Here is a 26,347-nt window from a genome sequence, read left to right on the forward strand (position 1 = left end):
GAGTTTGATGAGGTTTTAACATGGCTGAACGTCTGAATAACGACTTCCAGTTCATCGATGTCGGGCGCAAAGATCCGAAGAAGAAACTGTTGCGTCAACGCAAGAAAGAGTTCGTGGAAATCTACGAACCCTTCAAACCCCAGCACTCGGCCGATCAGGCCCACCGCTGCCTGGGGTGCGGTAACCCGTATTGCGAATGGAAGTGCCCTGTGCACAACTTCATTCCCAACTGGCTCAAGCTGGTGGCCGAGGGCAACATCCTCGCCGCCGCCGAACTGTCGCACCAGACCAACACCCTGCCGGAAGTCTGCGGCCGGGTGTGTCCGCAGGATCGTCTGTGCGAGGGTGCGTGCACCCTTAACGACGGCTTCGGCGCGGTGACCATCGGTTCGGTCGAGAAATACATCACCGACACCGCGTTCGCCATGGGCTGGCGCCCGGACATGTCCAAGGTCAAGCCGACCGGCAAGCGTGTCGCCATCATCGGCGCGGGCCCTGCCGGCCTGGGCTGTGCCGACGTGCTGGTGCGCGGCGGCGTGACCCCGGTGGTGTTCGACAAGAACCCGGAAATCGGTGGCCTGCTGACCTTCGGTATTCCTGAGTTCAAGCTGGAAAAAACCGTCCTGAGCAACCGCCGCGAAGTGTTCACCGGCATGGGCATCGAGTTCCGCCTGAACACCGAGATCGGCAAGGACGTCACCATGGAGCAACTGCTCGCCGAATACGACGCCGTGTTCATGGGCATGGGCACCTACACCTACATGAAGGGCGGCTTTGCCGGCGAGGACCTGCCGGGTGTATACGACGCGTTGGATTTCCTGATCGCCAACGTCAACCGCAACCTGGGCTTTGAAAAGTCGCCGGAAGATTTCGTCGACATGAAAGGCAAGAAGGTCGTAGTGCTCGGCGGTGGCGACACCGCGATGGACTGCAACCGCACGTCGATCCGCCAGGGCGCCAAGTCGGTGACCTGTGCGTACCGTCGTGACGAAGCCAACATGCCCGGCTCGCGCAAAGAGGTGAAGAACGCCAAGGAAGAGGGCGTGAAATTCCTCTACAACCGCCAGCCGATCGCCATCGTCGGCGAAGACCGTGTCGAAGGCGTGAAGGTGGTCGAGACCCGTCTAGGCGAACCGGACGCCCGCGGCCGTCGCAGCCCCGAGCCGATCCCGGGTTCCGAAGAGATCATCCCGGCCGACGCCGTGGTCATCGCCTTCGGCTTCCGTCCAAGCCCGGCGCCGTGGTTCGAACAATTCGAGATCCAGACCGACAGCCAGGGCCGCGTCGTGGCCCCGGAACAAGGTCAGTACAAGCACCAGACCAGCAACCCGAAAATCTTCGCGGGTGGCGATATGGTGCGCGGCTCGGACCTGGTGGTAACGGCGATCTTCGAAGGGCGCAACGCCGCTGAAGGGATCCTGGATTACCTGCAAGTCTGATTTGAAATACGGTCAACTGTGGGAGCTGGCTTGCCTGCGATAGCGGTGTAACAGTCAAATGGATGTATCGACTGGACCACCGCCATCGCAGGCAAGCCAGCTCCCACATAAACCTCATTCCACATTGAGGTTTGTGAGACCAGCCCTTGCGACAAATTGACCCGATAGACAAAAGGCACGGCTCACTCCGTGCCTTTTGCGTCGCGCTCTGAGAAAATGCCCGCACTTTTTTTGCGGATGCCGACATGACTGCCCTCAAGAACGACCGTTTCCTGCGTGCCCTGCTCAAGCAACCCGTGGACGTCACCCCTGTGTGGATGATGCGCCAGGCTGGTCGCTACCTGCCGGAATACCGCGCCAGCCGCGCCCACGCCGGCGACTTCATGAGCCTGTGCATGAATCCTGCGTTCGCCTGCGAAGTCACGATGCAACCGCTGGACCGCTACCCGCAACTGGATGCGGCCATCCTCTTCTCCGACATCCTCACCATCCCTGACGCCATGGGCCAAGGCCTGTACTTCGAAACCGGCGAAGGCCCGCGCTTCAGGAAAGTCGTCAGCACCCTGGCCGATATCGAGGCCCTGCCGATTCCCGATCCGCACAAAGACCTCGGTTATGTGATGGACGCCGTGAGCACCATCCGCCGTGAACTCAACGGCCGCGTGCCGCTGATCGGCTTCTCCGGCAGCCCCTGGACCCTGGCCACCTACATGGTCGAAGGCGGCTCGTCGAAAGACTTCCGCAAGACCAAGGCCATGCTCTACGACAACCCGCACGCCATGCACCTGCTGCTCGACAAGCTGGCGCAGTCGGTCACCTCGTACCTCAACGGCCAGATCATGGCCGGCGCGCAAGCCGTGCAGATCTTCGACACCTGGGGCGGCAACCTCTCGGCGGCGGCGTACCAGGAATTCTCCCTGGCCTACATGCGCAAGATCGTCAGCGGCCTGATCCGTGAACACGAAGGCCGCAAGGTCCCGGTGATCATGTTCACCAAGGGCGGCGGCCTGTGGCTGGAAAGCATCGCCGACGCCGGTGCTGACGCACTGGGCCTGGACTGGACCTGCGACATCGGCGAAGCCCGCCAGCGCGTCGGCAACCGCGTTGCGCTGCAGGGCAACATGGACCCGACCGTGCTGTACGCCAAGCCGGAAGCGATCCGCACCGAAGTCGGGCGCATCCTCGCCAGCTACGGCAAGGGCACCGGGCACGTGTTCAACCTTGGCCATGGCATCACCCCGGAAGTGAACCCGGAGCATGCTGGCGCGTTCCTGCGTGCGGTGCACGAATTGTCGGCGCAGTATCACGAGTGATCGGCGCGCAATAGAAAATGCCCGGTTTGTGCCGGGTATTTTTTGATACAGCAGAAATAACGCGCTTGCAATGTCCGTTATTACGGACATACTGACGTCGCTAGTCATTAAAGTCCGTTATGGGTGACATTATGTTGCTGGCCAATCCGCCCGAGTTGGGTGACAGAATACGACAGCTGCGTCGCGCCAAAGGCTATAGCCAGGCGCAACTGGCGGAGCGGGCCAAGTGCAACCGCAAGACCATAATGGATCTTGAAGCAGGTGAAAACGTCGCGATGTACACGGTGTTCCGGGTAATTTCTGCGCTGGGAATGGCCCTGGACGTTGTCGATAAACGCATCGATCTCAAGTCCCTGGCCGATCTGGTGGAGCATGATGAGTAGAGTCAAATTACTCAACGTCGTCACCCCCCCATGGACATTCAGGCGAACTGTCAAAGGGTTCGCAGTTCTCGTTCGCTTATTCATCCGCCGATGCCGAGCGCGAGGCGTCGCTGGTGATGCCCTACAACCCGACGCCTACGGTCAGTAACTTAAAGCGGTTTTTTTTTGAGCCCGCATCAGGTCGCTGTTCGCCCCAACGGCGGCAACTTCGCCAACCTCAATGCCACCAGCAACGCGCCAATCAACAACGCCACGATAAACGCGCCAATCCCGTTCCATCCGCCGAAGTGCCAGAAGAACCCGCCCGCCGTCCCGGCAATGCTCGATCCTGCGTAGTAGCTGAACAGGTACAGCGACGATGCCTGCCCCTTGGCTTTCACCGCGCGGCGGCCGATCCAGCTGCTGGCCACCGAGTGGGCGCCGAAGAAGCCGAAGGTGAAGACCAGCATGCCTGGCACCACCAGCCAGAGTGGGGTGAACAGGGTCATGGCCATGCCGGCGAGCATCAGCACGATCGTGGCCCAGAGCACGCGGCGGCGGCCCAGGCGGTCGGCCAGCGAGCCGATTTTCGCCGAGCTGTAGATGCCCGAGAGGTACACCAGCGACAGTAGGCCAACCACAGCCTGGCTGAGGTCATAAGGGTCTGCCAGCAGGCGGTAACCGATGTAGTTGAACAGGGTCACGAACGCACCCATCAGCAGAAAGGCTTCGAGGAACAACCACGGCAGGCCGGCGTCCTTGAAGTGCATGACGAAGCCATCCATCAGGCTGCGTGGCTTGAGGCTGGTGGCGCGGAAGTTGCGCGATTCGGGCAGGATTTTCCAGAATACCATGGCGGCGATCAGTGCCAGGGCGCCGATGATCAGCATTGCGGTGTGCCAACTGACGAAGTCGATCAACACGCCGATGATCAGCCGTCCACTCATGCCGCCAATCGCGTTGCCACCGATGTACAGGCCCATGGCCAGGCCGATGTGCTGCGGGTGGATCTCTTCGCTCAGGTAGGTCATGGCTACGGCGGCCAGGCCGCTCAGTGACAGGCCCACCAGCGCGCGCATCAGCAGGATGCCTTCCCAGCTCGGCATCAAGCCGCTGGCAATGGTCGCCAGTGCCGCGCAGAACAGTGCGCAGACCATCACCGGCTTGCGTCCCAGTCGGTCGGAGATCGGCCCGGTGATCAGCAAGCCGAATGCCAGCATCGCGGTAGCCACAGACAGGATCAGGCTGCTCTGCGCGGCATTGATGGAAAACTCATGGGACAGCGCCGGCATCATCGGTTGCACGCAATACAGCAAGGCGAAGGTGGCAAAACCGCCGCAGAACAACGCCAGCACCGTACGCATGAACATCGGCGTGCCTTTTTCGATGTACGCATCATTGAGTTGGGCCACCCCTTCATCCAGGGCGGTGGAAGGGCGTTCTTGAGCGAGTGGAGCGACAGCAGCTTTCACGGGGACCTCGGGGCGCACGAGCGTGCCAGGAGCGGCAATGGAAAAAGAATATAGCTGGCTAATGATTCTTTCCAATATATTGTTCGACCTGTTTGATAGCTTTAACGACCTAATGAGGTGTGCATGGAATTGCGTCACTTGCGGTACTTCATCGCCGTTGCCGAAGAACTGCATTTTGGCCGCGCCGCGCAGGTGCTGGGCATCTCGCAGCCGCCGCTGAGCCAGCAGATCCAGGCGCTGGAACAGCAAGTGGGCGCGCGGTTATTCGAGCGGACCAATCGCCGGGTCGAGCTGAGTGAAGCGGGCCGATTATTCCTGCACGAGGCACGATTGGTGCTGGCACAGGTCGACAAGGCGGCGGATGTGGCGCGTCGTGCGCAGTTGGGCGAGCTGGGTGAATTGAAGATCGGCTTCACCTCGTCGGCGCCGTTCAATTCCAGCATTCCCCAGGCGATCTTCGCGTTTCGCCAAGCGTTCCCGGCGGTGCACCTCAATCTGCAGGAGATGAGCAGCACAGAAGTGGCCGAGTCGCTGGTGGATGAGTCGATCCAGGTGGGGCTGATGCGACCGCTGCCGTTGCCGGACTCGCTGAGCGTGGTCGAGCTGATGCGCGAGCCGCTGGTGGCCGTGTTGAATGCCGACCACCCACTGGCAGAGGGCAGCGAGCGGGGCGTGCACCTGGCGCAACTGGCGCAGGAGCCGTTCGTGTTTTTCCCGCGCGCCTACGGCAGCGGTCTGTATGCGCAGTTGCTCAGCCTGTGCCGTGACGCCGGCTTCAGCCCCCACATCGCCCAGGAGGCGGGGGAGGCGATGACCATCATCGGTCTGGTGGCGGCGGGATTGGGCGTGTCGGTGTTGCCGGCGTCATACCAACGCATACGGATCGATGGCGTGGTGTATCGCACGTTGCTCGACCCCGAGGCGGTGACGGCGGTGTGGCTGGTGCAACGCAAGGGCGCGCAGACGCCGATGGCGAAGGCGTTTGTGGAGTTGTTGACGCGTAAGGCAGTGCTGTAGCGCGGACACATATCAGGTAACGCAACCGGCTTAGTTATTCGCCGAAAAGTTACGCAGAATCGCTTTTTCTCAAGCGAGTGATATGGATGGCACTTCTCTATCAGCCCAAGGAGGGCAGCGTGTTGATGTGTGATTTTCGAGGCTATGAGGCCCCGGAAATCATAAAGATCCGACCGGTAATCGTGGTACGCAAGCACCGAACCAATAAGTTGCTGGTGACGGTTGTGCCACTGAGCACCACTGCGCCGCAGACGGTCTTGGAGCACCACTTGCAGCTCGATAGTCATCTTCAAGGAGCAAGCCCTGTCTGCTGGGCAAAATGTGACATTGTGGCGACTGTCAGCCTGGGCAGGCTCGACCGGATCAAAAGCAAAGATCGTCACGGCAAACGAACTTACAAAATCGCTGAACTCACCTATGATCAATTCTTAGCAATAAAGGCGGCGGTGCGCAGTGCGCTGGGGCTGCATTGAGGGATGAACGGCATTTTGCCACGGGTTGCCGTTAAGCTGTTTTCAGGCATACTGCCCAAGTTCCCGAAAGGGGCTTGTGAGACTCTGAGGATCCTGGGCAACCAGCCATCGCAGAGCCAGGCAGGACGAGGCGATGACAAGCCAACCTGTTTGTGAAGAGGGCGCCGAGAGGCGCCCTTTGTCGTTTCTGAAGCCTGAGTGCCTCAGTTCTACTTGGTAGTCCCGGTCTGCTCAAACAACTGCGCCGCCGACCCCGCCTCGCCACTCACACCATTGCTGCGCAAGCCCGCCATGATGTCGCTGTCCAGGTTGTTCACCCAGCGGTTGTAGTTGCGATGGATCTTGCCGTCCTTGTAGCCCAGCTGTCGGCTGTCGCGGTAGGTGATGGTGTAGCTGTTGCGGGTGTAGCGGATGTCGATGGCCGCGTAGTACTGATTACGCACGGTAATCTCGGCCTGCACCAGGTGCGGGCTCAGGCGTTGTACCGTCCATTCGCGTTTTTGCAGGGCGTTGACGATCACCGTTTTCATTTTTTCTTCACTGACCTGGGCGTTGGCCGGCAGGTCGTGCTGGGTATTGAGGATCGGTTTGCTGGTGCAGCCGGCTGTCGTCAGCAGGGCCAGGGTGATCAGGGTCGCGCGTAGCAAGGAAGACATTCCGTATTCTCCAATCGATTAAAAAAGTCAGGACCAGCGGCGGAAGATCAGCGAGGTGTTGACGCCGCCAAAGGCAAAGTTATTGTTCATCACGTAATCGTGGTGCATCTCGCGAAACTCACCTTGCAGGTAATCCAGTTCGCCGCATTGCGGATCGACCGAATCCAGGTTGAAGGTATGCACGTACTGGTTGCGGTTCATCATCTCGATGCTGAACCACGACTCCAGCGCGCCGCACGCGCCCAAGGTATGGCCCAGAAAGCTCTTTTGCGAACTGATGGGCATGCGGCTGCCGAACAGGCTGCTGGTGGCCAGCGTTTCGGCGATATCGCCCTGGTCAGTGGCGGTGCCATGACCATTCACGTAGCCGATCGAGGAAGGCTCTAGCCCGGCATCTTCCAAGGCCAACTCCATCGCGCGGCGCATGGTTTTCTGTTCCGGACGTGTGGTGTGCTGGCCGTCGGCGTTGCTGCCGAAGCCGACCAGCTCGGCGTGGATATGCGCACCGCGCGCCAGGGCGTGTTCCAGTTCTTCGAGCACCAGCATGCCGCCGCCTTCGCCGATCACCAGGCCATCGCGCCCGCTGTCATAGGGGCGTGGGCTGGTTTGCGGGGCATCGTTCTTCAGGCTGGTGGCGTACAGCGCGTCGAACACCATGGCTTCGGTAGGGCACAGCTCTTCGGCGCCACCGGCCAGCATCAACGGCAGGCGGCCGAACTTGATCGCTTCATAGGCATAGCCGATGCCCTGGCTACCGCTGGTGCAGGCGCTGGACGTGGGGATCAGCCGCCCGGTGAGGCCGAAAAAGATGCTGATATTCGCCGCCGTGGTGTGCGGCATCATGCGCACATAGGAGTTGGCGTTCAGCCCCTCGGCCACTGAATTGAGCAACATGTTGCCGAACGCCTTGATCTCGTCGGTGCTGCCGGTGGACGAGCCACAGGCCACGCCCATGCGTCCATCCTTGATCGATTCGTCGCCGAGCAGACCGGCGTCCTGCAACGCCTGTTCCGCCGCCCATACCGCCAGGCGCGAGACGCGGCCCATGCTGCGCAGTTGCTTGCGCGTCCAATGGGCGGGCACGACAAAGTCGTCGATCGGCCCGGCCAGGCGCGTGTTCAATTCGGTGAAGCGGTCCCACTCGTCCATGCGCCGGATGCCACTGCGGTTGGCGCGAAAGTTGGCCGAAATGGTGTCCCAGTCACCGCCCAGGGAGGTCATGCCGGCCATGCCGGTGACGACGACGCGTTTCATCAGCACAACCCCCCATTCACCGCCAGGACTTGGCGCGTGATATAGCCCGCCTCGGCCGACATCAGGAAGTTCACCGCGCCGGCCACTTCTTCGGGCGTGCCCATGCGTTGTGCCGGGATCATTTTCATTAACTCGTCGACCGGCACGTTTTCATCCAGCATGGCGGTGTCGATCAGGCCGGGGGCGACGCAGTTGACGGTGATCTTGCGCTTGCCCAGCTCGATGGCCAGGGCCTTGGCCGCGCCGATCAGGCCGGCTTTCGAGGCGCTGTAGTTGACCTGGCCGCGATTGCCGATCAACCCGGAAACCGAGGTGATGCATACGATACGCCCGGCCGCGCGCCGGCGAATCATCGGCATCATCACCGGGTGCAGCACGTTGTAGAAACCGTCGAGATTGGTGCGCATCACCACGTCCCAGTCGTCTTCGGACAAGGCCGGGAAGGCGCCGTCACGGGTCAGCCCGGCGTTGAGCACCACGCCGTAATAGGCGCCATGTTGCTCCACATCGGCCTCAAGGATTTGCCTGCAAAGGGCGCGATCCGCCACGTCGAATTGCAGCACCCGCGCCTGGCGGCCCAGCGCTTGAACCTCGGCCTGCACCGCGCAGGCTTCGGCATGGCCACTGCGGCAGTGCAGCACGATGTCATGCCCGGCCTGGGCCAGGCGCAGCGCAATGGCGCGGCCGATGCCACGGCTGGAGCCTGTGACCAGTACGGATTCAGTCATGACGTTCGTCCTTCGATTCAGCTAAATAGTTGGCCGCCTGGGGCGGTCGAAATACATTCAAGCGGGCGCTGGCCTGGATACCGTCGCCGGTCAGGTGGCATTCGAACACACCCATGCCGTTGTCGTCTTCCAGGGAGCGCAGGCCGTGGATCGTCAGTTCGGCGCCGGCGGGAAAGTGTTCCACGTTGCACTCGAACTTACGTGTGCCGAGCAGAAAGCCCAGTTCCACAGCTTCGCCTTTCTGGCGCGCGCGGCAGCCGGCATAGGCGGCGACGCTTTGCGCCATCAATTCGATGCCGACCCAGGCGGGCAAGCTGCCGTCCGCGCGATTGAACAGGCCGCCGTGCTGGACGGTGGTACGGGTGTGAATCTGCTCTTCGTCAAACGACAGCACCTGGTCGATCAGGATCATGTCGCCGGCATGGGGCAGCAGTTCGGCGAGTGGCCAATTGATCATGGGGCCTCTGCGATAATCAGGCTGACATTGTTGCCACCGAAGGCAAACGAGTTGCTCATCAGGCAGCGTTTTTCCAGGCCGGCTCCAGCCTGTGCCCACTGCAAGGCAGGCAGCAGCGGGTCGGCCCGGCCGTCCCAGACATGCGGCGGCACGCGGTTGTGAACCAGGCTCAACCAGCAGAATGCCGCCTCCAGTGCGCCGGCTGCGCCCAGGGTATGGCCGCTCATGGGTTTGGTCGACGAGCAAACAACGCCCTCGGGGAACAGGCTGGCGACGGCCAGGCTTTCCATGGCGTCGTTATGCTGGGTGGCGGTGCCGTGCAGGTTCAGGTAACCGATCGCCTCGGGCAGCAGTTTGGCACTGGCAAGTGCCTTGCGCATCGACTGCAACGCGCCTTTGCCGGTGGGTTCAGGCGCGGAGATATGGTACGCATCGCAGCTGGCGCCGCTGCCCAGCAGGGCGATGGCTGCGGGTTCCTTGCTCATCAGGAACAGCACTGCCGCCTCACCGATGTTGATGCCGTTGCGGTTCACCGAAAACGGGTTGCAGCGCTGGTTCGACACGGCTTCCAACGCGCTGAAGCCGTTGAGCGTGAGCTTGCACAGGCTATCGACACCGCCGCAAATCACCGCATCGCACAGGCCCAGGTCCAACAGGCGCTGGGCGCTCATCAGTGCGCGGGCGCTGGAGGTGCAGGCGGTGGAAATCACATAGGCCGGGCCGCTCAGCTGCAGCCAGTCAGCCAGGAAGTTGGCTGGGGCGCTGAGTTCCTGCTGCTGGTAGTCGTAGTCGCCCGGGAACCGGTTTTCTCGCAGGTACTGGGCCATCCCGCGACTGGCTTCGTCGATGCCCGACGTGCTGGTACCGAGCACGACGCCGACCCGTGAGGCGCCATGGGTCTGGATTGCCCGGCGGATCTGGCCCTCGATCTGCAGCGCCGCTTCCAGCAACAATTGGTTATTGCGGCTGCTTTGCTGGCCCAATTGCGCGGGGATGCTCGCCAGTTCGCCGCGCACGCCGGCGACCGGCAACTCGCGCTCCGGCACCCAGCCGCTCTCGACGCGCATGCCCGAGCAGTCACCGGCAAACAGGCGGCGGCTGACTTCAGCCTGGCCACGGCCAAGGGCGCAGATGATGCCCAGGGCGTTGAGGTAGGCGGTCATCGGCCAGCTCCGAGCGGCGTGACGCGGTAGCTCAACGGCTGCCCGGTCATGTTCACGCTGAAGACTTCGGAAGACTGATACACGATCTGCCAATGGCCCGGCAGGGTGCGCGTCAAGTCCCTCGCCTGAGCGCTGGGGTACAGCGCGCGCACGTCATCGGCCGAGGTCAACGCAAACAGCAACGCGGCAAACAGCTCGCGCGCCTGGGGGTTGGGCGGCAGCAGGCCATCGGCCTGCCACTGGCCATCGATCAGTTTTTGCCGGGCCTGGGGGATGCCCAGCGGGTCCATCATCGACCAGCGAATGCCGCCGCCTTCGCGCTGGATCACCAGCAACCAGTCCTGGCTCTGGCCGTCGGCCAGGCGTTGCACGTGCAGTTGCAACGGCAACGCCAGGGCTGGGGGCTTCCCAGGCAGCGGTGGCTGGCTGGCGCAGGCGCTGAGCAGCAACAGGCAGCCGATCAACAGCATGCGCATCATGGCGCGGCACTCGCCAAGGGTTTGCGTGCCACGCAGTTGACCAGGGTCTCTTCGCGCTGGCCCACCGGCGGCGCCTTGCGCAGGCCCCAGCGTTCCAACAGGCCGAAGTCGCTGGAGCGGCTCCACCACAGATACGGGTACGAGACGTTCTGCGGGCCGAATTCAAAGCCCTGCTCGCGGATCATTTGCAGGTATTGCTCGGCGCTTTTCTGCACCTGCATCGGGTGGCGGAACAGCCAACGGATCACCCAGGTATCGATATAGGCTTCGGTGGACTCGGCAAACAGCAAGTAACCGCCCGGCTTGAGCACACGGTAGAACTCGTTGAGTGCGCGATGCTGTTCAACCAGATGGTGGAAGGTCTGGTGACAGAACAGGATATCGACGCTGGCGTCCGGCACTTGCAACGTGGCGCAGTCGCTGCCGATCAACTCGACGGCCAGGCCCTGGCGCGCGGCTTCTTCACGGCTTAACTCGAGGCTGTGAAGGTCGGCGTCCAGGCCGATCAGCCGCCCAGGCGCGAACACCTGGTGCAACAGCTTGAAGGATTTGCCCTGGCCACAACCGGCGTCCAGCAGTACCGGCGCCGGTGGCGGCGACTCGGTAAACAGGCTGCGCAAGTCGTTGATCGCCACACGCAACACGCGGTGCTGCCAGGTGTGGCTGCGCAGGAACCAGAAGCCGAACCGGGTTTCTTCGACATAGTTGCTGCTCAAACAGGTCTTTTCCAGCGGCGCACTGCTCATACCGGCTCACTCGCACAGATTTCCGACAACATCCGCAACCGTCGCTTGGGCTCGCTCACGAACGGGTTGCGCTCATCCCAGGCGTACCCGGCAAGGATCGCGCTGATCATCCGCCGAATCTCCGGCGAGCTGCCCGGGTGGAAAATCACATCCTGGAAGGTCCCGGCGTACCAGCCCTCGACGTAGCAGCGGAAGGTTTCGACGCCGCGCTTCAAGGGTTCGGCGAACTCGGTTTGCCAGTCCACGGTTTCGCCTTTGAGCTGACGATGCAACACACCGGCCGCCATGCTCGCCGAGCGCATGGCAATGGTCACGCCGGACGAGAACACCGGGTCGAGAAATTCCGCGGCGTTGCCCAGCAGTGCAAAACCCGGGCCGTGCAGGGTTTTGACATTGGCCGCGTAGCCGCCGATGCTCCGCGCCGGCGTATCCCACACGGCGTTGTTCAGTACGCCGGAGAGGCTCGGGGTCTCGTCGATAAAGCCGCGCAGGCAAGCGTCAAGGTCAGTGTCACGGCCTTCGAAATGCGCCTTGGCCGCGACCACGCCGACCGAGCAGCGGCCGTTGCTGAACGGGATGGTCCAGAACCAGATATCGCGCTGGGTCGGGTGAGTCGTGACCAGAATTTTGGTGCGGTCGAAGCCTGGGTGTTCGATCCGGTCTTCAACGTGGGTGAACACGGCCTGGCGCACCGGGAAGTCCGACGGCATGTCCAGGTCCAGCAGGCGCGGCAGCACACGGCCATAGCCGCTGGCGTCGAGCACGAACGTGGCCTTGAGGTGGTACTCGCTGCCGTTCTCGCGGCGAACGTGCAGGTAGCGGCACTCGCCCTTGAAATCCACGCCGACGATGGTTTCGCCGTAGCGAATCTCCACGCCCTGCAGCGCGGCCTGATCGGCCAGCAACTTGTCGAACTCGCCACGCTGCACCTGGAAGGTGGTGGGCTTGCCGTTGCTGAAGGTGTCGCCGAAATCAAACGCGCTGTAGCGCTCGCCCCAAGCGAACGCGGCACCGGTCTTCAGTTGGAAACCTGCGGCCTGCACGGCCTCGAGCATGCCGGCTTCTTCGATAAAGTCGATGCAGTGGGACAGCAGGCTTTCGCCAATCGAGAACCGTGGGAAATGCTGGCGCTCGATGATCAATACATCATGCCCTTTGCGCTTGAGCAGCGCGGCGGCGATGGCCCCGGATGGACCGGCACCGATCACCACCACCTGGCGACGTTCCATTTCAACTGTGGGCACGAGGGCTCCTTGCCGTTCTGGCGATAATCACATTCATAAGGCGTGTTTCTGTTGTCCGGCCCAGGGCGCCAGCATAAAGCTGAATGCCAGGCCCAGGCTGACCGATAAGCCGAAATTACTCACCGCCGGCGTGCTGGACACCGCCAGCAGGCCAAACGATAACCAAGTCGTCAGCGCCGCCAGCAGGGTTCCCAACAGGCTGACCGCGGGGCCGCCGATTTGCTCGCGCATCAGGATCGCATAATCGACGCTGATAGCCGTGACCAACAGCAAGCCGAACAGGCTGAACAGTGTCAGCGGCTGGCCCAGCCAGCCGAGGCTGGCCAGGCTGCACAGCGCCGCCAGCAGCGGCAGGGCGACGATGCGCAAGGCCCCACCAAAGCCAAACGGCAGGATCAGCAGCAGTACGATCAGTACACAGGACATCAGTTTCAATTCGGCGGCGCTGATTTGTGTGTCGGCGAACACCCGGTTCAAGTCGCCCAGGCGGTCCACCAACTGCACACCCGGTAAGTCCAATGCTTGCACCCGCAGCAGCGCCGGGTCGTTCAAGCCCTGCAGGCTGACCATTGCCGCCACGCCACCTTCGATCGGGCCAAGCCACAGGGTGCGCCAAGGTTCGGCCAGCGGGCCTATGAGCGCGGCGTCGATGTCTTCGATGGGCAGAGCCTGCAACCGGGCAACTTCGGCGTGCAGCGCGTCGGCAGGCACGCCCAGGTCAAGCAGCGGCTGCCAGTGTTGCGGCAGTTGGTCCAGGGCATCGCGCAGCTGTTGCTGCTCGGCGGGCAGGCTGACCAGTTGATTGAGCGCCAGGTAGCCCTTGAGTTTGTCCCTGTGCACCAGTGGGTCCAGGCGCTGCGCCAACGCAGCCTGGCGCTCCAGCAACTGTTGCTGAGTGTCTGCGCGCACCAGGAAGAACTGGCTGGTGGGCTGGAACCCGGTAATGCGCGCCACGGCCTGGGCTTCCTGCAGCAATTGCGGCGGCGCGCCGATCCACTGGCGAATATCGTTTTTGCTGTTCAAGTGCCATAAGCCACCTGCGCAAAACAGCAGCAGCGCCCCCAGCAATACCGGGCTCGGCACGCGCTTGAGCAGCGATACGCGCGCGCGCCACATCCATTCGGCGATGCGCAACGGCCATTGCGCCGGGCGCAGCTCTACGCCTTTGAGCAGTGCCGGCAGCAGGCACACGGCGCACAAGTAGGCGCCGACCAAACCCGCGGCAGAGAACACCGCGATTTGCGTCAACGCCGGGAACGGCGTCCAGGCCAGCGCCAGATACCCGATGCAGCTGGTCGCCAGGCTCAGGCTCAAGCCAGGCAGCGTCAGGCGCAACGCCGGCCAACTGCGCCATGGGCGCAGGCTCCAACTTTTCGACAGGTAATGCAGCGGGTAGTCCACCGCCACGCCGATCAGGCTGGAACCCAGCACCAGCGTCATCACATGCATATGGTCAAACAGCGCAACACAGGCCACCGCGCCAAACAGCATGCCCACCAGCACCGGCACAAAGGCCAGCAGCACGCGCCATCGACGGAACGCGAGCAACAGCAGCAGCAGGATACCGACGGTCGCGCCGCCGCCGACCCAGGTGATTTCCCGGGTGGCCTGCTGCTGACCATTGGCCGCGTAGAGCAAGCCGCTGGCGGCGAGCAACTGGGCGCCGTGTTCTGCGGCCTCTTCGCGGCTGGCCTGGAGCAGATCCGCCACCTGCAGCGGCAATGTCATATCGAAGGCATTGCCGGTGGTGCGCGCGCGCAGCAACACCCAGCTTTTGCCGTCGGCATCGGCGATCAGCGCGCCGCTGCCGATATCCAGCTGGACGGCGCCGCGCTGCGGCTGGCTGTTCTGGATGCGCCCGGTCAGGCCCAGCCAGTCGTCCTGGCTGGGTACCAGGCTGAAACCGGTAAAGGGGTCGAACAGCGCCTGTACGCGCTGTTGGATAAACGCATCAGGCTGTTCGATCAGCTGCTCGCGGTCCTTGGCCGAGAGCATGGCCAGGCGTCCGCGCAGCAATTGCTCGCGCAGTGCCGGCAAGTCGGCCTGCAGGTTCCACTGCACCCTTTCAAACAACCCGCTGGCCTGCCAGCGCTCGCCCAATTGTTGGGCCACGGCCACGGCTTGCTGGCGGTCGGCATGCCCGACCAGCACCAGCACTTCGCGGTTCAGCGGTTCTTGCATGCGTTGTTCGGCTTGCTGTTCCAGCGCATCCGGCGTGCTGCCCGGCACCAGTTCCATCAGGTTGGCCGACAACGGCGCGCCGTGACGCCACTGCCAGCCGGCCAGGGCCAGCATGGCGACCAGCAGGATCAGGAACAGGCGCGGCAGCAGGCGCTCACTGGGCAAAGTCGTGTTGCTCCGAGTCAGTCAAGGGTTGGCTCGCCGTGCTGTCCTGCATGCGCAGTACGGTGCTGTCGCCCTGGGTTTCCAGCAATTGGATTCTCTGCACCAGCTCGCCACCGTCGATATTGATCTGGGTGAAGACTTGCTTGAGCAGCAGCGAGCGCGGCACCAGGGTCAATGTCCACTGTTTGGCCTCGCCTTGCAGTTGCAGGTCGAAGTCACGTTGCAAGCCGCTGCTGTCGCCCTGGAGCACGGCGAGGAACAGGCGGTTCTGTTCGGCGCCGGCGCTTTTGTTCGGCAACAGTTGCCAGCCGTTGGCATCACGCCGGGCGATGCCCTGGGCGCTGATGCGGTAGTCCTGTTGCAGCGGGGTTTTGAGCAGCCATAGCAGGCCGTGGTCCTTGGCCAGGACGAAGGTGCCTTTGCTGACGAGGGGCTGGGGCAGGGCGCGCAGGTGTTTTTCCTGGGTGAAGCTGCCGTGGATGACGGTGGGTTTGGCGAGTTGGTCGCTGAGTTGCTGCAGGTCGAAGGCGTGTGCCAGGCCTGGAATGCTTAACAACAGGATAAACGCGACTAATGTGGGAGCGGGCTTGCCCGCGAAGAACCTGAGGGCGCCGCAGCGTGTCAGGTACCCAGCGATATCGTTGACGACCTTCGCGAGCAAGCCCGCTCCCACAGGGGATCTCATTTCAGGGCTCTCTCTACGGCGTCTGTGAATATTTTGGGGGAAGCGAGTTGCATCTCGCGGGTCGCGACTTCCACCGCGACTTGCACGGTGCTGGCGCGGGTCAGGCGCTCGCCGCTGGCCAGGTCGGTAATCAGGTAATTGACCTTCAAGCGGTTCTCCCACTCCACCAGGCTGGCGCGTACGTTGATGGTCTGGCCAAACACCGCGCCGCGCACGTAGCGCAGCTGCATGTCGATCACCGGCCAGGCATAGCCGGACTCGAGCATCGCTGTGTAGTTGTGGTCGAGCTTGTCCAGCAGCGCGCAACGCGCCACTTCCAGGTATTTCACGTAATGCCCGTGCCAGACGACGTTCATGGTGTCGACGTCAAAAAACGGCACGAGGATTTCAGTGTCGCAATGCAGCACGCCCTGGCTACGCATGCAGCCTCCAGTGTTGCTCGGCGATGCGTTGCAGGCACAGGCGCAGCTCGCCTTCCAGGGCGCGGTCTTCGATGACCGGCGGGAAGTCTTTGGCGAGCGCTTCGTGCATCGCCGCCAGCGCTGGCGGCAATGGCCGCGCATCCTCGGCCTGGGCGCGCAGCCACACGCCCTGGTTGGCGGCAAGCAAGGTCGCCGCGGCGACTTGTTCGGTCAGTTCCAGCACGCGGATCGCATCGCGGGCAGCGATGGTGCCCATGCTGACCTTGTCCTGGTTATGGCACTCGGTGGAGCGCGAGAACACGCTGGCCGGCATGGTGTTTTTCAGCGCCTCGGCGGTCCAGGCGCTGGTGCCGATCTGCACGGCCTTGAAGCCATGGTTGATCATCGCGCGGTCGGCCGGGGCGCCGGACAGGTTGCTCGGCAAGCCGTGGTTGTAGCGCACATCCACCAGCAGTGCGAGCTGGCGGTCGAGCAGGTCGGCGACGTTGGCCACCAGGGTCTTGAGGCTGTCCATGGCGAAGGCGATGTGCCCGCCGTAGAAGTGCCCGCCGTGCAGCACGCGTTCTTCTTCGGCGTCGATGATCGGGTTGTCGTTGGCGCTGTTCAGTTCGATCTCAATGAAGGCGCGCAGCCAGTTCAGGCTGTCGGCCAGCACGCCGAGCACATGGGGCGCGCAACGCAGCGAGTAACGGTCCTGCAGGCGATGCAGCGGCGCGGTCGGCGCGTCGATCGCCAGGTCCTTGCGCAGCCACGCGGCGACTTGCATCTGCCCCGGGTGCGGCTTGGCGGCGAACAGGCGCTCGTCGAAATGTTCCGGGTTGCCTTGCAGCGCCACCACGTTCAACGCGGTGATGCGCGTGGCCAGTTGCAGCAGGTAGTCGGCGCGGGCGAAAGCCAGGCAGGCCAGGCCGGTCATCACGGCGGTGCCATTCATCAGCGCCAGGGCTTCCTTGGGGCGCAGCACCAGCGGCGCCCAGCCCAGTTCGCGGTGTACCTCGGCGGCCTGGCGGCGTTCGCCACGGAACATTACTTCGCGCTCGCCGGAGAGCGTTGCGGCCACGTAGGACAGCGGCGTCAGATCACCGCTGGCGCCTACCGAACCTTCTTCGGGGATCAGCGGCAATAGGTCGTGTTCGAGGAACGCGTGCAGGCGCTCGAGCAACTCCACACGCACCCCGGAAACGCCGTGGCACAGCGACTGCAAACGCGCGGCCAGCACTGCTCGGGTGGCTTGGGCGTCGAGCAACTTGCCCAGGCCGCACCCGTGAAAGGTGTACAGATGACGCGGCAAGGCCTCGACGTGCTGCAATGGCACGGCAACCACGCAGGAGTCGCCATAACCGGTGGTCACGCCATAGATCACGCCTTCCTTGTCCAGCAGCGAATCGAGAAACTGTGCGCCCTTGGCGATGCGCTGGCGATAAGCGGCATCGCCCTGCAATTGGGTCGGCGCCTGACGGTTGGCCAACGCCAGCACGTCTTCGATGCGCAATGCGCGTTCGCCAAAGGTTACCGGCTCAAGATGCGTCGTCATCGGTCTTCCAGAAAGGGTAAAAGTTGAACCACTGTTGGGGCGCTTCCAGGCAAAACTGGCCCAGGCGTGCGGCGTAGCGCGCGGTCCACAGGGCGATGACCTGCTCGCGGGTGCTGCGTTTCCATTCGATCAATTCGGCGAAAGGCTCAATGCTCAGGCGATAGCGCTGCTTGTGCTTGAGGCACATCAGCAGGTTCACCGGGCATTTGAGCAGGCCGGCCAGCAGCCACGGACCTTGCGGGAAAGCGGCGGCATGGCCGAGGAAGTCTACGCGCACCGTGCGCCCGCCGTGCAGCGGTACGCGGTCGCCGGCAATCGCCAGCCACTCGCCATCGTCCAGGCGCTGGCTGAGCAGCAGCATGGTGGCCGGGTCCAGTTCGCTGACTTGGATCAGGCGCAAGTGGGTCGCCCCGGCTTCGCCCAGCAGGCGGTTGAATTGTTCAGCATGCTTGGTGTGCACCAGCACGTTCATGGTGACTTGTTCACCGATTTCGGCGAGCGCGCGGCACACTTCCAGGTTGCCCAGATGCGCGCCCACCAGCATCTGCCCGCGTGCGCCACGCAGTTGCCCGCGCAACTGCGCCGGGTCGTTGATCTCGATCTGTTCCAGGCGCAGCTTGCCGTTCCATACGTCGAGCTTGTCGAGCAGCGAGTCGGCAAAGGCCATGAACTGGCCAAAGACTTTGCGGTGGGTGGGGCGCAAGTGCTCACGCCCGCTCCAGTCGGCCAGGCGCTGTTGGTACTGCCAGGCGCTTTGGCGCGCGGTGCGGCCGAACAGGAAAAAGTACAACACAATGCCGTACAGCACCGGGCTCAACACACGGCGGCCGAGGACCCTGGCGGCGAATGCGGTGAGTTTCATCAGCCGGTAGCTGCCGCGTTCCTCGCGGTCGGCCCAATGTTTGGTGCTGTCGCTCATGCCTGCCACCGTCGCCACAGGATCATCGGCGCACGCACCAGCATGCCGAAGAACAAGCGGGTGTGCATCGCCGAGATGCGCACGTTGTCGTGAAACAGGCGAAAGTGCGACAGGCCGTCGGCCGGGTAGTGCACCTGGGTCGGCAACCAGCGCATCGGCTGGTTGCGCCAGGCCAGGCGCACCAGGATGTCGGAGTCGAAATCCATGCGCGTGCCGATGTAGGCCGAGTCCATCAGCGACAGCACCGGCGTCAGCGGGTACACGCGAAAGCCGCACATCGAGTCGCGAATCTGCAGCGACAGGGTGTTGATCCACACCCACACGTGGGTCAGGTAGCGCGCGTACAGGCGGCCTTTGGGCACGCTGTCGTCGTATTCGGGGTAGCCGCAGATCACCGCATCGGGATGCCGGCGCGAGAGGTCGAGGAAGGTTTCGACTTCGCGCAGGTCGTGCTGGCCGTCGGCGTCCACTTGCAGGGTATGGGTGTAGCCCAGGCGTGCAGCTTCGCGGAAACCGGCCATCACCGCGCCGCCTTTGCCCTGGTTGTTGGGCAGGGTCAGCAGGGTAACGTTGTCGAGCGTCGCCAGTTGCGCCAATACCGCTGCGCAGGCCGGGCTGCTGCCGTCGTCGACCAGCAGGCAGGGCAGGCCATTGCTCAACAGGCGGCGGACCACGGCGGGTACGGCGGCTTCGTGGTTGTAGACCGGGATCAGGGCGCAGGGGTTATGCATGGAGGAGGGCTCCTGATACACCGCGTCGACTGCATCGCAGGCAAGCCAGCTCCCACATTTGAACGGCTGTGCACATAAGACTTGTGGCTGGCGCAGGTCCAGTGTGGGAGCTGGCTTGCCTGCGATTGAGCGCGAAGCGCTCACCTGGCTTACGCATTGACACTCTCCAGCACTATCCGGCCGCTTGAGCAGGCTGCGACCCCGTTGCGATAGGCGAAATACAACTTGCTGCGCTCCGGGTCAAAGCGCAGGTGCAATTCGATGTGGTCACCGGGGCGCACCAATTGCTGGAACTTGAGCACTTCCATGCCGGCGAACGTCGCCGGCAAATCCAGCAGGTGTTGGCCCAGATTGAACGCCCATTCCACCTGCACCACGCCCGGCAGCACCGGCGTGACCGGGAAGTGTCCGCTGAAGTAGGCGAGGTCCGGCGGTACGCTCAGTTGCAAGGTCCATTCGCCGTCGGCTTCGGCTTGTTCCAGTACTTCGGGCGCTTTCGGCCTCGGGGCCAGCAGCAGCGCCTCGACGTCGGCCTGGGGCAGCTTGCCCTGGCTGTTCAGCGGCAGTTGCCGCAGCAAACGCCAGCGACGCGGCAACGCCAGGGCTTCGCAATGTTGGCTCAAGTGTTGGCGCAGGTTCTGGGTGAGCATGCGCCGGCCCTGATTGCGCAGGGCATGCAAGCCTTCGGCGCTCAACACCACCAGGGCGCCGAGGGAGGCGCGGTTTTCCTGGACCACGCCCAGGCGGGTTTCCGCGACCCATGGGTGGGCCATCAATGCGTTTTCCAGCATGGGCAGGGAAATGCGTTTTTCTTCCAGCTTGACGATCCGATCCAGGCGGCCCAGCAGCTCGAAACGGCCATCGGCATGGATACGCGCGGCGTCGGCGGTGTGTTCGATATGCCCGGCGGGCAGGTAGGGCGAAGCGATGCGCAGGGCGCCGTCGGCGTCCTGGCTCAGTTGCACATCGGCGAACGGCTGCCAGGGCTGCGCGCCTTGACGCCAGGCGATGCCACCGGTTTCCGAGCTGCCGAGGATCTCGGTCGGCCATTGCTGCAACCGGTCGTACAGGCTGCCGGCGGCTTCCACGGGCAACGCGCCGCCGGACGAAAACACCCGGGACACTTGGCTCAGTGCGGGCCAATCGAGGTTATCGCCCATGCGCTTGAGCAGCGCCGGGCTGGCGACCCAGGCAAAGTGTGCGTGCTCGCGGCTGGCGCGCTGCAAATCCTCGGGGAAGGCCAGTTGTTTGCGCACAAACGTACGACCGGCGCACAGCGGCCATAGCACTCGGAACAGCAAGCCGTAGATATGCTGGGTGGCGACGCTGCCAATGATGCAGGCGTTTTCAAGGTCCGCGCCCCACAGCGCCTCCAGGGCCTCGACTTCGTTGGCCAACTGGCGCAGGGTCTTGTCGATGCGCTTGGGTTCGCCACTGGAACCGGAGGTGCACAGGCTCAGTTGGCAGGCATCCAGGTCCAGCACGGCAGCGCTCAATGGCGCTTGATACAGCGCGTCCAGGTCGGCCGCTGCGGTCAGCCAGGCATCGACCACAGTGTCCCAGCGTTGGCGGGTCTGCGGTTGCAAATCGGCGGGCAGCAGCACACTGACCCCGGCCCGCCAGGCGCCCAGCAGGGCAATCGCCAGCAGGCCTGCATCTTCCAGGTGCACGGCCAGGTGCCGGATGCCCCGCGCCTGCAGCCCCGCCGCCAGGCTCAGTGCGTGCTCCCACAGCTGTGCGTGGCTCATTTCAGGTTCGGTGGTCACCCAACGCTGTTGCAGCGGCTCAAGCAGCAAGTGCTCAAGTTTCAACCCATTCATACGCGGCCTCGAACCCTTTGTCGTACCAGCCATTCCACGGCAAACAACAACCCCATCAACCCGTAAGCGATCAAGCCGTTGTACAACGTCCACCAGCTCAGCGGCGCCCACAGGGTGAGGGCGGCGGCGAGCAGGCCATTACACAGAAAAAACGCGCTCCACACCACGGTTACCTGGCGGGTATACAGCACAGCGTGGGGCGGCAATACGGGGTCGGCCATGCGCGCCAGGCGCTCGACCATCGGCGGGCCATACCTGAGGCTCAAGCCAAACAACAACAACATGAATGCGCTGACCAGGCTCGGGTACCAACGCAGCAGGTGCGGGCTGTCGAACCAGGCCAGCGCCAGGCAGAACACAATCACCGCCCCTGCCATCCAGCGGGTGCCGGGGCGTCGCGCACCGATCAGCGCCCGTAACAGCCACAGGCCGCCCAACAGCAGGCCGAATTGCCACGGCGCAAAGTGCTCGGTGCCGAAATACACCGCAAAGGGGTACAGCAGCCCCGCCAGCAACAGGCCAAGGGCAATCAGCCGGCTCATGCGGCCGGTTGGACCAGACGGTACACCGCCTCAACCACGTCGTTCACGGTACGCACCGCCTTGAATTCTTCGGCGGCGATCTTCTTGCCGGTCTGGCGCTTGATATGGTCGATCAAGTCCACGGCGTCGATGCTGTCGATTTCCAGGTCCTGGTACAGGTTGGCGTCAAGGGTGACGCGGGCAGGCTCCAGTTCAAACAGTTCCACCAGAGCATCGCGCAGGGTGTTGAAAATATCGTCACGAGTTTGCATGGTCCGGTCTCAAGCTGCCTGTCTGGCTGTGACGAATGCCGCAAGGCTGGCCACGTTGGTGAAGTGATTGCGGGTGTCCTTGGCGTCGGCATCGATCTTGACGCCGTACTTTTTCTGGATCGCCAGGCCCAATTCCAGGGCGTCGACCGAATCCAGGCCCAGGCCTTCGCCGAACAGGGTTTGCTCGCTGCCGATGTCGTCGACGCTGATGTCTTCCAGGCCCAGGGCCTCGATGATCAGCGCCTTTATGTCGTGCTCAAGGCGGTGTTGGTCGCTCATCTTCGGCGAGCTCCTTAATAAAAAAGTGGTGCAGGTAATCGTTGAGCTTGCGTGAGGCTTGGGGCGCGGGGCCCAGTGTTGCGAACGCCTGTGGTTCTATATCGGCACCTACGCGCAAACTGAAGTGAAAGCGGCGTTTGGGAATGCGATACCAGGGTTCGGCCTTGGTCAACGTGGTGGGGCTGACCTTGATCACTACGGGGGTGATGATTGTCGCACCCCGCAGCGCAATGGCGGCGGCACCGCGATGAAAGGCAGGAGCGGCGCCGGGCGTGGTGCGGGTGCCTTCGGGAAAGATGATCAGGGTCTGGCCCGCGCGCAGGGCGTCGGCGGCGGCGTCGAGCATGTCTGCGCTGCCGTCATTGCTGATGTAGCCGGCATCCCGTACCGGGCCTCGGGTGAACGGGTTTTGAAACAGGCTCTGCTTGACCACGCAGTTGGTTTGGCGCATCAGGCCGATCAGGAACACCACGTCGATCAGCGAGGGGTGGTTGGCGACGATCATCTGGCCGGGACGGCCGAGTTTTTCGGCGCCTTCGACACTGAAGGTCAACACGCCGGCACGCTGCATCAGGCGGATAAAGAACCAGAACAGTTTACTGATGGTATGGCGGGCTCGGCGCTGGTGTTTTGCGGCACTGCCCGGCAGGCAACCGAGCAGCGGAAATACCAGCAGGCGCAGGCACAACCCGCCGACGCCGAACAGCGTGAAACTGGCGGCAGTGGCGAACAGGCGCCAGTAATAGGCATCCCGTGGTTTATCAGTCACGACTTGCGTTGCCAGTTCCATACGCGGTTCTTCCAGGCATGTTGGCAGGCGGCCTGTTCGGTGAGCAGGGCGCGCAGCAGATTCAGGGCGTGAGGCCACTGTGTTTGGGTGAGTTGGACCGCACCGCCGGTTAGTTCCAGTTGCCACTCGTCGCCGGGTGTCAGCAGCAGGCCGACAGCGTAGGGGAACGGCACATCAACGATCCAGCTGGCGTAAGCATCGGGTGCCTGTTCTTCGGTGATCACCAGCAGTACCGCCTTGGCGCCTTCGCTAAGCAGCGCGGCGGCTTCAAGCATGCCGTGTTCCAGTCCATCGCCAGCAGCCGCGAGGGCGGTCATCTCGCTGGTTTCATTGCGCAGGATCGACCACAAACCAATCACCGCGTTGTGCACCGACAGGCTGAACTGGGTCGGCGAGAGCGGCTGGTTGTTGGCCAGATCGCTGAGGATGTCGAGGGTGCGCGGGGTTTCGCCGTGCCGGGACACAAACACCAGAGGCAGGCTCTCAAGGCCCTCGGCCAGCGGCCAGCCTACGCTGAACGCCATGCGCGCCAGGCGGCTCAGGCGGCGGCGCTGCATGGCCGGCAGGAAAGACACGTCGGGGCATGCCTGGCTTACGGGCAGCAACACCGGGGCGTGGCACCATGCATGCCAGTCGTCCACGCTATCGAGCCCTGGGGCCCAGGCGCGCCATTGCGCGATGTTGAAAGTGATCACTGAGAAGGTATCCCGCCCCTGCGGGCTTCCATGTGCAGCCGTTGGCCCCCGATACAGGGACAGGGAACGATAGCCGAATGGCGCGCATTATCCCGGTGCCGTGGGGTTCTAGCAAACATTGGTAATGAATTGTGCACGGCCGATTACAAAATAGTCGGAAGAATTTACAGATTGTCCTCTGCGTCGCGCTGGATGGGGTGTCGGACCGTTCTTTTTACCTTGTAGGCTGCGTATGACACTCAGGTCGTCAATGGTTCCGTGATGCTGTAATGCATGGACGAACGAGGTAGCTAACAGTCGCTTTTGCCCTCTACACTCGGACATTCATTGATACACGGAGGTTTTTCCATGCGGCGTGTGGTGTTCAATCAGAAAGGCGGCGTCGGCAAGTCCAGCATCGCCTGCAACCTGGCGGCAGTCAGCGCCAGCGAAGGCTATCGAACCCTATTGGTGGACCTCGATGCACAAGCCAACTCAACCCAGTACCTCACCGGGCTGACCGGCGACGATATTCCCATGGGGATCGCGGATTTTTTCAAGCAGACCCTGTCTTCCGGGCCGTTTTCCAAGAAGAACAAGGTGGATATCTACGAAACGCCGTTCGACAACCTGCATGTGATCACCGCAACCGCCGAGCTGGCGGACCTGCAGCCCAAGCTCGAGGCCAAGCACAAGATCAACAAGCTGCGAAAACTGCTGGATGAATTGAGCGAAGATTACGATCGGATTTATCTGGATACCCCGCCAGCGCTGAATTTTTATGCGGTTTCGGCGCTGATTGCCGCTGATCGTGTGCTGATCCCTTTCGATTGCGACAGCTTCTCGCGCCAGGCGCTCTATGGGCTGCTGGCTGAAATCGAAGAACTCAAGGAAGACCACAACGAAGGCCTGGAAGTCGAAGGCATCGTGGTCAACCAGTTCCAGGCGCGGGCCAGTTTGCCGCAGCAAATGCTTGATGAGTTGATTGCCGAAGGCTTGCCGGTATTGCCGGTGTACCTGGCCAGCTCCGTGCGCATGCGCGAGTCGCATCAGGAGAACAAACCGCTGATTCATCTGGACCCACGGCATAAGTTGACGCAACAGTTTGTGGAATTGCATAACCTGCTGGAAAACGCGTGATCTGCCAGGCACCACAAACCTGAATGTGAAATGCAGTCCAGTGTGGGAGCTGGCTTGCCTGCGATGCAGACACCTCGGTGTATCAGGCGCACCGAGTGGATGCCATCGCAGGCAAGCCAGCTCCCACAGGTTGTTCTGCATTTTGGCAGATGGATTTGTCCCACAGAGGCTGTAGGACGGGTCTGGCAATAAGCCTTGTGCCTTGTAACGTTGCCTACAGCTAAGCCAGAATCGCCCGGCTTGTGCGTCTGGATGGGCTTCTCTTAAGGTTCTCGGGCCGCTGAATGTTCAGTGGTCGGGTTTAGTAGCCCTACCGACCAAAGCATGTGCACCGCTCCAAAGCATGGCGTTTTCTTGCCTATCTTATGGTGGCTGTACGCAGGGCACCTCCGGGTGCGCCGGTCTTTGCTTTGTTCTCCGGTCTACTAACCTGTGTACAGCTGCCACCCTTCGTTTAGTAGCGAAAAGGTGATAGCCCTATCAGAGAACAAATGCATGTCTATTAGTCTTTTCACTGTTGCGCCCAACCTCCCCACCGAAACCCTCGCCCTCAACAGCTACGAAACCTTCTCTTCCGTCCGTACCTTGCTACTCAACCTGTCCAACGACCTCACCGGCGAGCACCGCGACGTGGCCTTGGCCATCCACCAATTGAGCGAACTCGGCGTATTGCTGGTCGGCCAGATGATGGACCGTGAAGCCCCCCTGACCTCAATCTGAAATGCAATCAATGTGGGAGCTGGCTTGCCTGCGATGGCATCAACTCGGTGTGCCTGATACACCGAGGTGTCTGCATCGCAGGCAAGCCAGCTCCCACATTTTGACCGAGTTACACACCCTGGCCACGCAACCAACTCATCAACTGCGGCAGCGGAAACGCCCCGCTCTGGCGCGCCACTTCCCGGCCATTCTTGAACAGAATCAAACTGGGAATCGAGCGAATCCCCAACTGCGCCGACAACGGCTGGTTGGCCTCGCTGTCCAGCTTGGCCAACCGGCACTTGCCTTCCAATTGCCCGGCCGCCTGCTCAAACACCGGCGCGAACGATTTGCACGGCCCGCACCAATCGGCCCACACATCCACCAGCAACGGCAGGTCGCCCTTGATCTGGCTGGCGTAGTCGCCCTGTTTCAATTCAAAAGGCTTATTCAGTAAAACCGCTTGTTTACAGCGCCCACACTTGGGCGCGTCACCCAGCCGTTCACCGGGGATGCGGTTGAGGCCGTTGCAATGTGGGCAGGGGATGACGAGCGATCCGGACATTGAGGACTCCTGGGGTGTTTCAGATAGAGTGTATTTGGAGCCAGGCCTACTGTTTATCAAGGCTTGGCGGACATGACTCGTCCCCTCACAGTTTGGCTTGTGGTGGAGCGAGGTCGTCTGTCTAAGCTGTTGGAGCTTGTTTTGTTT

29 protein-coding genes are annotated in these 26,347 nt (G+C 62.5%); 7 read left to right on the plus strand and 22 right to left on the minus strand.

The features are described 5' to 3' along the window. Positions 1 to 20: 20 nt before the first annotated feature. The 3 genes from KVG91_RS15340 to KVG91_RS15350 all read left to right on the plus strand — a co-directional run bounded on the left by KVG91_RS15340 (position 21) and on the right by KVG91_RS15350 (position 3,135). Positions 21 to 1,439, plus strand: coding sequence for an FAD-dependent oxidoreductase (locus KVG91_RS15340; protein WP_027605000.1), 1,419 nt, complete (start codon positions 21 to 23; stop codon positions 1,437 to 1,439). Positions 1,440 to 1,684: 245 nt separating this feature from the next. Further along, the gene (gene hemE / locus KVG91_RS15345; RefSeq protein WP_169375920.1) at positions 1,685 to 2,752 is read left to right on the plus strand and encodes a uroporphyrinogen decarboxylase; all 1,068 of its coding nucleotides are present in this window, start codon (positions 1,685 to 1,687) and stop codon (positions 2,750 to 2,752) included. A 131-nt stretch (positions 2,753 to 2,883) separates the two neighbouring features. Continuing rightward, positions 2,884 to 3,135: a helix-turn-helix transcriptional regulator gene (locus tag KVG91_RS15350; RefSeq protein ID WP_169375921.1), complete on the plus strand. Its 252-nt coding sequence runs from the start codon at positions 2,884 to 2,886 to the stop codon at positions 3,133 to 3,135. Positions 3,136 to 3,311: 176 nt separating this feature from the next. Here KVG91_RS15350 and KVG91_RS15355 read toward each other — a convergent pair whose 3' ends face one another. Beyond that, on the minus strand, positions 3,312 to 4,538 hold the full coding sequence (locus KVG91_RS15355; RefSeq protein WP_178115083.1) for an MFS transporter: 1,227 nt from the start codon (positions 4,536 to 4,538) through the stop codon (positions 3,312 to 3,314). A gap of 171 nt (positions 4,539 to 4,709) precedes the next feature. On the opposite strand from KVG91_RS15355, the gene KVG91_RS15360 reads away from it, so the two are divergent. Both KVG91_RS15360 and KVG91_RS15365 read left to right on the plus strand, forming a co-directional pair. Then, positions 4,710 to 5,603 (plus strand): LysR family transcriptional regulator, encoded by an 894-nt coding sequence (locus KVG91_RS15360; protein WP_169375923.1) that lies wholly within the window; start codon positions 4,710 to 4,712, stop codon positions 5,601 to 5,603. 86 nt (positions 5,604 to 5,689) lie between these two features. Then, positions 5,690 to 6,076, plus strand: coding sequence for a type II toxin-antitoxin system PemK/MazF family toxin (locus tag KVG91_RS15365; protein ID WP_169375924.1), 387 nt, complete (start codon positions 5,690 to 5,692; stop codon positions 6,074 to 6,076). A 209-nt stretch (positions 6,077 to 6,285) separates the two neighbouring features. Here KVG91_RS15365 and KVG91_RS15370 read toward each other — a convergent pair whose 3' ends face one another. The 20 genes from KVG91_RS15370 to KVG91_RS15465 form a co-directional block, all read right to left on the minus strand. Then, positions 6,286 to 6,732 (minus strand): hypothetical protein, encoded by a 447-nt coding sequence (locus KVG91_RS15370; protein ID WP_169375925.1) that lies wholly within the window; start codon positions 6,730 to 6,732, stop codon positions 6,286 to 6,288. Positions 6,733 to 6,759: 27 nt separating this feature from the next. Next, on the minus strand, positions 6,760 to 7,986 hold the full coding sequence (locus KVG91_RS15375) for a beta-ketoacyl-ACP synthase (protein ID WP_169375926.1): 1,227 nt from the start codon (positions 7,984 to 7,986) through the stop codon (positions 6,760 to 6,762). Then, complete coding sequence (gene fabG / locus KVG91_RS15380; protein ID WP_169375927.1) at positions 7,986 to 8,714, minus strand: 3-oxoacyl-ACP reductase FabG; 729 nt, start codon at positions 8,712 to 8,714, stop codon at positions 7,986 to 7,988. The genes KVG91_RS15375 and fabG overlap by 1 nt, the downstream gene beginning before the upstream one ends. Continuing rightward, positions 8,707 to 9,171 carry a hotdog family protein gene (locus KVG91_RS15385; RefSeq protein ID WP_169375928.1) on the minus strand — a complete coding sequence of 155 codons (465 nt, stop codon included), beginning with the start codon at positions 9,169 to 9,171 and terminating at the stop codon, positions 8,707 to 8,709. The genes fabG and KVG91_RS15385 overlap by 8 nt, the downstream gene beginning before the upstream one ends. Beyond that, a complete protein-coding gene (locus tag KVG91_RS15390; protein ID WP_169375929.1) occupies positions 9,168 to 10,334 on the minus strand; it encodes a beta-ketoacyl-[acyl-carrier-protein] synthase family protein in 1,167 nt (388 codons plus the stop codon). The genes KVG91_RS15385 and KVG91_RS15390 overlap by 4 nt, the downstream gene beginning before the upstream one ends. After that, positions 10,331 to 10,813, minus strand: coding sequence for a hypothetical protein (locus KVG91_RS15395; RefSeq protein ID WP_169375930.1), 483 nt, complete (start codon positions 10,811 to 10,813; stop codon positions 10,331 to 10,333). The genes KVG91_RS15390 and KVG91_RS15395 overlap by 4 nt, the downstream gene beginning before the upstream one ends. Then, entirely contained in the window at positions 10,810 to 11,559 is a 750-nt protein-coding gene (locus KVG91_RS15400) for a class I SAM-dependent methyltransferase (protein WP_169375931.1), read from the minus strand. The genes KVG91_RS15395 and KVG91_RS15400 overlap by 4 nt, the downstream gene beginning before the upstream one ends. Beyond that, positions 11,556 to 12,803: an NAD(P)/FAD-dependent oxidoreductase gene (locus KVG91_RS15405; RefSeq protein WP_169375932.1), complete on the minus strand. Its 1,248-nt coding sequence runs from the start codon at positions 12,801 to 12,803 to the stop codon at positions 11,556 to 11,558. The genes KVG91_RS15400 and KVG91_RS15405 overlap by 4 nt, the downstream gene beginning before the upstream one ends. A gap of 33 nt (positions 12,804 to 12,836) precedes the next feature. Then, positions 12,837 to 15,149, minus strand: a complete 2,313-nt coding sequence (locus KVG91_RS15410; protein WP_169375933.1) for an MMPL family transporter — start codon at positions 15,147 to 15,149, stop codon at positions 12,837 to 12,839. Continuing rightward, positions 15,139 to 15,834 carry an outer membrane lipoprotein carrier protein LolA gene (locus KVG91_RS15415; RefSeq protein ID WP_169375934.1) on the minus strand — a complete coding sequence of 232 codons (696 nt, stop codon included), beginning with the start codon at positions 15,832 to 15,834 and terminating at the stop codon, positions 15,139 to 15,141. Before KVG91_RS15415 ends, KVG91_RS15410 begins: the two co-directional genes overlap by 11 nt. After that, on the minus strand, positions 15,831 to 16,256 hold the full coding sequence (locus tag KVG91_RS15420; protein WP_169375935.1) for an acyl-CoA thioesterase: 426 nt from the start codon (positions 16,254 to 16,256) through the stop codon (positions 15,831 to 15,833). The genes KVG91_RS15415 and KVG91_RS15420 overlap by 4 nt, the downstream gene beginning before the upstream one ends. Next, a complete protein-coding gene (locus tag KVG91_RS15425; protein ID WP_169375936.1) occupies positions 16,249 to 17,790 on the minus strand; it encodes an HAL/PAL/TAL family ammonia-lyase in 1,542 nt (513 codons plus the stop codon). Before KVG91_RS15425 ends, KVG91_RS15420 begins: the two co-directional genes overlap by 8 nt. Continuing rightward, on the minus strand, positions 17,774 to 18,709 hold the full coding sequence (locus KVG91_RS15430; RefSeq protein WP_169375937.1) for an LpxL/LpxP family acyltransferase: 936 nt from the start codon (positions 18,707 to 18,709) through the stop codon (positions 17,774 to 17,776). Before KVG91_RS15430 ends, KVG91_RS15425 begins: the two co-directional genes overlap by 17 nt. After that, on the minus strand, positions 18,706 to 19,440 hold the full coding sequence (locus KVG91_RS15435) for a glycosyltransferase family 2 protein (RefSeq protein WP_169375938.1): 735 nt from the start codon (positions 19,438 to 19,440) through the stop codon (positions 18,706 to 18,708). Before KVG91_RS15435 ends, KVG91_RS15430 begins: the two co-directional genes overlap by 4 nt. A 149-nt stretch (positions 19,441 to 19,589) precedes the next feature. After that, a complete protein-coding gene (locus KVG91_RS15440; protein ID WP_169375939.1) occupies positions 19,590 to 21,260 on the minus strand; it encodes an acyl-CoA synthetase family protein in 1,671 nt (556 codons plus the stop codon). Continuing rightward, the gene (locus KVG91_RS15445; protein WP_169375940.1) at positions 21,257 to 21,802 is read right to left on the minus strand and encodes a COG4648 family protein; all 546 of its coding nucleotides are present in this window, start codon (positions 21,800 to 21,802) and stop codon (positions 21,257 to 21,259) included. Before KVG91_RS15445 ends, KVG91_RS15440 begins: the two co-directional genes overlap by 4 nt. Beyond that, the gene (locus KVG91_RS15450) at positions 21,799 to 22,053 is read right to left on the minus strand and encodes an acyl carrier protein (protein WP_005784088.1); all 255 of its coding nucleotides are present in this window, start codon (positions 22,051 to 22,053) and stop codon (positions 21,799 to 21,801) included. The genes KVG91_RS15445 and KVG91_RS15450 overlap by 4 nt, the downstream gene beginning before the upstream one ends. A gap of 9 nt (positions 22,054 to 22,062) precedes the next feature. Beyond that, positions 22,063 to 22,332, minus strand: coding sequence for a phosphopantetheine-binding protein (locus KVG91_RS15455; RefSeq protein WP_169375941.1), 270 nt, complete (start codon positions 22,330 to 22,332; stop codon positions 22,063 to 22,065). Further along, on the minus strand, positions 22,310 to 23,122 hold the full coding sequence (locus KVG91_RS15460; RefSeq protein WP_169375942.1) for a lysophospholipid acyltransferase family protein: 813 nt from the start codon (positions 23,120 to 23,122) through the stop codon (positions 22,310 to 22,312). The genes KVG91_RS15455 and KVG91_RS15460 overlap by 23 nt, the downstream gene beginning before the upstream one ends. After that, on the minus strand, positions 23,098 to 23,817 hold the full coding sequence (locus KVG91_RS15465; RefSeq protein ID WP_169375943.1) for a beta-ketoacyl synthase chain length factor: 720 nt from the start codon (positions 23,815 to 23,817) through the stop codon (positions 23,098 to 23,100). Before KVG91_RS15465 ends, KVG91_RS15460 begins: the two co-directional genes overlap by 25 nt. Before the next feature lie 348 nt (positions 23,818 to 24,165). Between KVG91_RS15465 and KVG91_RS15470 the strand changes: the two genes are divergently transcribed. After that, on the plus strand, positions 24,166 to 24,936 hold the full coding sequence (locus KVG91_RS15470; RefSeq protein ID WP_065875701.1) for a ParA family protein: 771 nt from the start codon (positions 24,166 to 24,168) through the stop codon (positions 24,934 to 24,936). Positions 24,937 to 25,431: 495 nt separating this feature from the next. Then, positions 25,432 to 25,656 (plus strand): DUF6124 family protein, encoded by a 225-nt coding sequence (locus tag KVG91_RS15475; RefSeq protein WP_169375944.1) that lies wholly within the window; start codon positions 25,432 to 25,434, stop codon positions 25,654 to 25,656. Between the two features lie 109 nt (positions 25,657 to 25,765). On the opposite strand, the gene trxC is transcribed toward KVG91_RS15475, so the two are convergent. Beyond that, on the minus strand, positions 25,766 to 26,200 hold the full coding sequence (gene trxC / locus KVG91_RS15480) for a thioredoxin TrxC (RefSeq protein WP_169375945.1): 435 nt from the start codon (positions 26,198 to 26,200) through the stop codon (positions 25,766 to 25,768). Positions 26,201 to 26,347 lie beyond the last annotated feature (147 nt).

The organism is Pseudomonas azadiae, assembly GCF_019145355.1.
Lineage (GTDB): Bacteria > Pseudomonadota > Gammaproteobacteria > Pseudomonadales > Pseudomonadaceae > Aquipseudomonas > Aquipseudomonas azadiae.